At 73.0% G+C, this 5,648-nt stretch carries 2 protein-coding genes and 1 pseudogene; 1 reads left to right on the forward strand and 2 read right to left on the reverse strand.

Annotated elements, in window-relative coordinates:
• Positions 1–147 precede the first annotated feature (147 nt).
• Positions 148–2,724, reverse strand: a complete 2,577-nt coding sequence (locus WH07_RS06560) for a VWA domain-containing protein (protein ID WP_106409517.1) — start codon at positions 2,722–2,724, stop codon at positions 148–150.
• Positions 2,725–3,131: 407 nt separating this feature from the next.
• Between WH07_RS06560 and WH07_RS06570 the strand changes: the two genes are divergently transcribed.
• Positions 3,132–5,189 carry a PhoX family protein gene (locus WH07_RS06570; RefSeq protein WP_046496445.1) on the forward strand — a complete coding sequence of 686 codons (2,058 nt, stop codon included), beginning with the start codon at positions 3,132–3,134 and terminating at the stop codon, positions 5,187–5,189.
• A gap of 151 nt (positions 5,190–5,340) precedes the next feature.
• Here WH07_RS06570 and WH07_RS06575 read toward each other — a convergent pair.
• A pseudogene (locus WH07_RS06575) lies at positions 5,341–5,648 on the reverse strand (hypothetical protein); the annotation flags it as partial.

Raw genomic sequence — 5,648 nt, forward strand, 5'->3', positions numbered from 1 at the left:
GGTGACTCCGACGCGCCCGGCGGGGCGGGGGGCGGACTGGCCGTGACGGTGAAACTGCCGCCGGCCGCGTCGGAGTGACGCGGCCGGCGGCGTGGCTTCTTCCGCTGTGCGGGTCGGCGCACCTTTCGGGTCGGCGCACCTTTCGGGTCAGCTCGCCCGGGAGGCGTGCCAGGGGGTGAGCAGTTCGCGGTAGAGGGTGGCGTCGGGCAGCTCGCGGGGGGTGGGGCCGGCGTGGAAGAACCCGACGTTCTTGGCGGCCGGGTCCGCGCCGAGCCTGCGCGCGAAGTCAAAGCCCTTGGCGTCCTCCTCGCCGAACGCCACGATCTGCCAGAAGACCGGCAGCTCGGCGGCCTCGGCGAACGCCTGCTCGGCGGCGCGTACGGCGTTGGGCGCGCCGTCCGTCTGGAAGATCACCAGCGCGGGCCCGTCGGCCCCGGCCTTCTCGTGCAGCGCGACGACCTCTTCGACGGCGCGGTGGTAGTGGGTCCGCCCCATCCGGCCGAGGGAGCCGTGCAGTTCGTCGATCTTCCCCTCGTACGAGGCGAGGTCGATGGCGCCGGTCCCGTCGATCTCGGTGGAGAAGAACACGACGGAGACGGTCGCGCTGTCATCCAGATGCGCGGCCAGCGCGAGCGCCTGCTCGCCGAGGTGCTGGGCGCTGCCGTCCTTGTAATAGGTCCGCATGGACCCGGACCGGTCGAGCACGAGATACACACTGGCCCGCGCCCCGTCCATCCCGAGTTCGGCGAGCGCGTCCCCGGCGGCGCTGTAACGCGCCACGAGCCCGCCGGCGCGCTCCTCAACCTGAGCGAGCGTCACGGCGGCGCCGGGATCGCCGCGGTGCGCGGGTGCGGCTTCGCTCCCGGGCGCCGGCGGTACGGTCCCGGGCTCGACCTCCGGCTCCGGCGCGGGTACGGAGGTGACCGCGGCCGGAACGTCGGCCTCCGGCAGGGGCGTTGCGTCGGCTTCGCCCGCGAGGGCGGTCGTAGTCTCGACGAGCGGCTCCGCCGCGGACGCGGCAGTCTCGGCTGCGAGGGCGGGCGTCAGTTCAGCGTCCGCCGTCAGCGCCGGTACTGGCTGGGCCTCCGGCGTGGGCGCCGACTCCGCCTGCGGTTCCGGTACGGAGGTGGCTGCGGCCTCAACCTCAGCTTCGGGCAAGAGCGTTGCCTCGGGCTCGGTGGCGGGCGCCGCCACGGCAAGCGGTTCCGGCGCGGGCGCGGCCGGAACGTCGGCCTCTGCCGCAGGGGTTGCCTCCGTGGCGAGTCCCGTCACGGACGCGAGGACGCCTTCGGGCTCGGCCTTCGGCTCGGGTGCCGGTACGGGCTGGGCCTCCTCCGCAGCGGGCGCAGTCTCGACGAGCGGCTCAGCCGCGGGCGTGGCCGTACCTTCGGCCTCAGGCAGAGGGGTTACGTCGGGTTCGGCTGCGAGGGCAGGCGCCAGCTCGGCGTCCGGCGTCAGCGTCGGTACCGGCTGGGCCGGGTCCTTCGGGGCGGGCGTCGACTCGGTCTGCGGCTCCGGTGCGGTGGTGGCTGCGGCCGTAACTTCCGCTCCCGGCACGAGCGTTGCCGTGGGCTGAGTGGCGGTCGCAGTCTCGACGAGCGGTTCCGGCGTGGGTGCGGGCGTACCTTCGGCTTCAGGCAGAGGGGTTACGTCGGGTTCGGCTGCGAGGGCAGGCGCCAGCTCGGCGTCCGGCTCGGGCGCCGAGTCGGCCTGCGTTTCCGCTACGGGGACCACATCGGCCCGAACTTCAGCCTCCGGCGGGGGCGTTGCGTCGGCTTCGGTTGCGAGGGCGGGAGTCGGCTCGACCAGTGGCTCCGCCACGGACACAGCCGCGACCTCCGGGGCGGCGTCGCCCTCGGGCTCGGCTGTGAGAGCAGGCGTCAGCGTCGGTACCGGCTGGGCCGGGTCCTTCGGTGCGGGCGCCGCCCCGGCCTGCGGCTCCGGTACGGAAGTGGCTTCGGCCGTAACTTTCGCTTCCGGCGGGAGCGTTGCCGCAGGCTCAGTGGCGGGCGCCGCCACGGCCAGCGGTTCCGGCGCGGGCGTGGCCGTACCTTCGGCCTCTGGCAGCGGGGTTGCCTTGGGTTCGGCTGTGAGCGCAGGCGTCAGCTCGGTGTCCGGCTCCGGCTGGGGCGGGGTCTTCGGCGTGGGTGTCGACTCGGTCTGCGGTTCCCGTACGGAGGTGGTTGCGGCCGTAACTTCCGCTTCCGGCACGAGCGTTGCGGCGGCCTCCGGGGTGGCCCTGACCGGCGTGGGGACCTCCGCCTCGGGCTCGGTGGTGGCCGTTGTGGCGCTCGGCTCGGTCTCCGGCTCAGGGATCCGCGCGGCCGGAACCTCGGGCTCCGGCACGGAGGACCGTACGGGCGTGACCTCGGCCTCGCCCTCGGCCGAGGGCGTCGCGCCGGGTGCCGCCGCCTGCTCCGGTGCCGACGCCCCCGTGGGCGGAACTTCCGCATCCGGCACCGGTGTTGCGTCCGTCTTGGCGTCCGGCTGCGGCGGGGTCCGGGGGTTGTCGAATGCCGCCGCCACCAGGTCCGCCGCCGCGGTCTCGGCCGGGGAGGGCTGCGGTGCCGCTGCATCGGCATCGGTCTCGCCCGGCTTCGCCGCCCCGGCCGTTTCGGCCACCTCGGCCACCTCGGCCGGCTCCGTCGGCCTCGGTGCCGTGGCCGCCGTCCCCTCCGCACGGTCGCGTCCGAACACCTTGCGCAGCAAGCTCCGAATGCCCATGGGCGAGGCCTTTCAGATCAGTTGGGTGCGGTGTCCGCCGCCGGGGAAAAGGCGCATCCCTGGCCAGGGCGGATACGTAAGGTTAGCGGCCGTCCCGTTGATCCACGGCAGGGGCGGCCTCCCCCCGGCCGCGTGGCCCACGGACGGGTGATGCGCCACGGACGTACAGCGGACGCACGGAGCGCGCGCCGGGGCGCGGGGAAATACCCGCCCCGCCTCCATCTCCCGTGCCCCGCAACGCATTACCCTCCCCAGACCACCCGGTCGCCCCGCGTTCATGATTCGTTCACCCCGGCGCCGCCGCCTTGCTGGGCGTCCCACCTAGCGTCACGGCCGAGACATCCCGACACTATGTCGGCCATGTCGGCGCGGGGCGCGCCGAGACACCACACCCACCGGAGGCGAAAGTGCGCAAACTGCTGCCGCTGCTCAACTCACACCCGGGCGGACGTTCCGCTCTCACCTGCCGTTACCGATGCGGCGACGCCTGTTTCCATGAGGTGCCCAACACCAGCGACAACGAGTACGCCGGCGACATCATCGCCGGTGCCCTGTCAAGACGTTCCATGGTGCGCGCCGCCGCCGTCGTGACCGTCGCCGCCGCCGCGGGCACCGCGGTCGTCGTGGCCGGCCCCGACAACGTCGCCTCCGCGACCCCGCTGGGCGGCAAGGGCCACGGCCACACCCCCACCCCCGACGGCGCCCGCGGCCTCCGCTTCACCCCGGTCGCCCCCAACGTCGCCGACCAGGTCACGGTCCCGTCCGGTTACAGCCAGAACGTCGTCATCCGCTGGGGCGACCCGATCCTGCGCGGCGCCCCGGCCTTCGACCCGGACCGGCAGACCGCCAAGGCGCAGGCCGGCCAGTTCGGTTACAACAACGACTTCCTGAGCCTGCTGCCCCTCAAGGGCGAGCGCGGCCGTCAGGTCCTCGTGGCCAACCACGAGTACACCGACGAGATCCTGATGTTCAAGGGCTACAACTCCGCGGCCCCGACCCGCGAGCAGGTCGAGATCGCCTGGGCCGCCCACGGTCTCTCCGTCGTCGTGGTCGAGGAGGACCGCAAGAGCGGCAAGCTCACCGCCGTCACCCGGCACGAGCTGAACCGCCGCCTCACCGCCACCAGCAAGTTCGAGCTGACCGGCCCGGCCGCGGGCAGCGAGCTGCTGCGCACCTCCGCCGACCGCACCGGCAGCCGTGTCCTCGGCACGCTCAACAACTGCGCCGGCGGCACCACCCCCTGGGGCACCACGCTCCACGGCGAGGAGAACTTCAACCAGTACTTCGCCAACGGCTCCAGCCCCACCGACCTGCGCTACGGCGTCGGCACCGGCGCCACCGAGCGCAAGTGGGAGCTGTTCGACAAGCGCTTCGACCTCAAGCAGGAGCCCAACGAGGTCCACCGCCACGGCTGGGTCGTCGAGCTGGACCCGTACGACCCCGACTCGACGCCCAAGAAGCGCACCGCCCTCGGCCGCTTCAAGCACGAGGCCGCGCAGCCCCGCCTCACCGCCGACGGCCGCCCGGTCATCTACATGGGCGACGACGAGCGCTTCGACTACCTCTACAAGTTCGTCTCGTCGAAGCAGATGAAGCAGGGCAACAGCCGCGCCGCCCACCAGCACAACCTGACCCTGCTCGACGAGGGCACGCTGTACGTCGCGAAGCTGACCGGTGACAGCCCGGCGGGCGAGTTCGACGGCACCGGCAAGCTCCCGAACGACGGCGAGTTCGACGGCTCCGGCGTCTGGATCCCGCTGGCCACCGGCGACGTCTCGCACGTCCCGGGCATGACCGCCGACGAGGTGTACGTCTTCACGCGCCTCGCGGGCGACAAGGTCGGCGCCACCAAGATGGACCGCCCGGAGGACGTCGAGCCGTCGCCGCGCTCCGGCCGTGTCTATGTCGCGCTGACCAACAACACCGACCGCGGCAAGGCCGGCAAGGCGGGCCCGGACGAGGCCAACCCGCGCAACGCCAACAAGCACGGCCACATCCTGGAGCTGGCCGAGAACTGGGACGACCCGGCGAGCGACGGCTTCGCGTGGCGCCTCTTCCTGGTCGCGGGCGACCCGAAGGACCCGTCCACCTACTTCGCGGGCTTCCCCAAGGAGAAGGTCAGCCCCATCTCCTGCCCCGACAACGTCGCCTTCGACCCGCACGGCAACCTGTGGATCTCGACGGACGGCAACGCCCTCGGCACCCACGACGGCCTGTTCGGCGTGGCCACGCAGGGCGAGCGGCGCGGTGAGCTGAAGCAGTTCCTGACCGTGCCGAACGGCGCCGAGACCTGTGGTCCGGTCATCCAGGACCGCCGCGTCCTGGTCGCCGTGCAGCACCCGGGCGAGATCGACGGCGCGACCGTCGAGAAGCCGGCGAGCGCGTGGCCGGACGGACCGGGCAAGATGGTCCGCCCGTCGGTCGTGGCGGTCTGGCGCAAGGACGGCGGCGACATCGGCGTCTGAGCCGACGCAGGCTGAGCCGTACGGCCGCTGTCATACGACAACTGCCGTACGGCCACCGTTCGTACGACCCGCCGAACCGCTGAACCCCTGAACCCATCCGGCAAGTCGCGGGGTGGCGCCGACTCGGACCGGCGTCACCCCGCTTGCCGTCTCACCGGGCGCCTTCCGGCCGCCCGCGGCGGAACGCCGTGATCTGTTCGGCCGGATCACCCGTGTACGACCACGGCACCCGCGCCGCCCGCGTCCCCATCAGCTCGAAGAGGTGCCTGGCCTCCTCGTGCAGCCCCGCGTAACACGCCGCGTGCGTCAGATAGTTCAGCTCGCCGGTCTCCTCGGGGACCACCGGTCCGGGCGCCCGCGCCCCGATCCAGCGGTCGAAGGTGCGCCGTACCTCGGTCACCGCCAGCTCGTGGTGCCAGTGCCGGCCGAAGTCCCGTACGGGCCCCCGCCCCCGTACCC

This window comes from Streptomyces odonnellii (assembly GCF_000981895.1).
GTDB classification, from domain to species: Bacteria; Actinomycetota; Actinomycetes; order Streptomycetales; family Streptomycetaceae; genus Streptomyces; species Streptomyces odonnellii.

Bases quoted from the DNA above. Each gene is read 5' to 3' on its own strand.
- WH07_RS06560 (WP_106409517.1), bottom strand. From the start codon at position 2,724: ATGGGCATTCGGAGCTTGCTGCGCAAGGTGTTCGGACGCGACCGTGCG.